Consider the following 438-nt stretch of genomic DNA (forward strand, 5'->3'; position numbering starts at 1 on the left):
GCGCCGCAACGCTAAGGTCGGCCATTTTGACCTGCCAGACCATGCCGACGAAGGCCGCGGCGGCCATCGCGGCATAGATCCCCATTGACCCCATCGCCGCCGGGACGTGGAGATACATGATGCGATAGCTCTCCCCCTGCTGGTAGTCGGCGGGCGCATAGACAAAGCCCCAGCCCAGCCCCACCGCTAACAGCAGCGCGCTCAGCGTCGCCAGCCACGGGATCCAGCGCCCGCACAGGCCGTATAGCCGTTCGGGGATCGCCAGTTGATGTAATGCTTTCCACATAGACGTTTACTCACACGACTGTTTTTTATCACCGCGTCAGAAAGACCGCAGCGGGTTATTGTGCCGTCAGCCGCAGCGCGGCGGCGGTGGCAAACGGGCATAGCGTCGCGCTGGCGGCTAAAAAGGCCCCCAGGATCGCCAGATAGCCATCC

Annotated in this window: 1 protein-coding gene and 1 pseudogene; both read right to left on the bottom strand. The window is 63.2% G+C overall.

The window, feature by feature from the left end:
* Window positions 1-286: cytochrome c biogenesis protein (locus tag GVL12_RS25825; RefSeq protein ID WP_235033989.1), on the bottom strand; the 286-nt coding region annotated here is incomplete at its 3' end.
* 55 nt (window positions 287-341) lie between these two features.
* Window positions 342-438 (bottom strand): annotated as a pseudogene (locus tag GVL12_RS25830) (heme exporter protein CcmB); the annotation flags it as partial.

The sequence above is a fragment of the Pantoea sp. 18069 genome (assembly GCF_902706035.1).
GTDB lineage: Bacteria > Pseudomonadota > Gammaproteobacteria > Burkholderiales > Burkholderiaceae_C > Comamonas.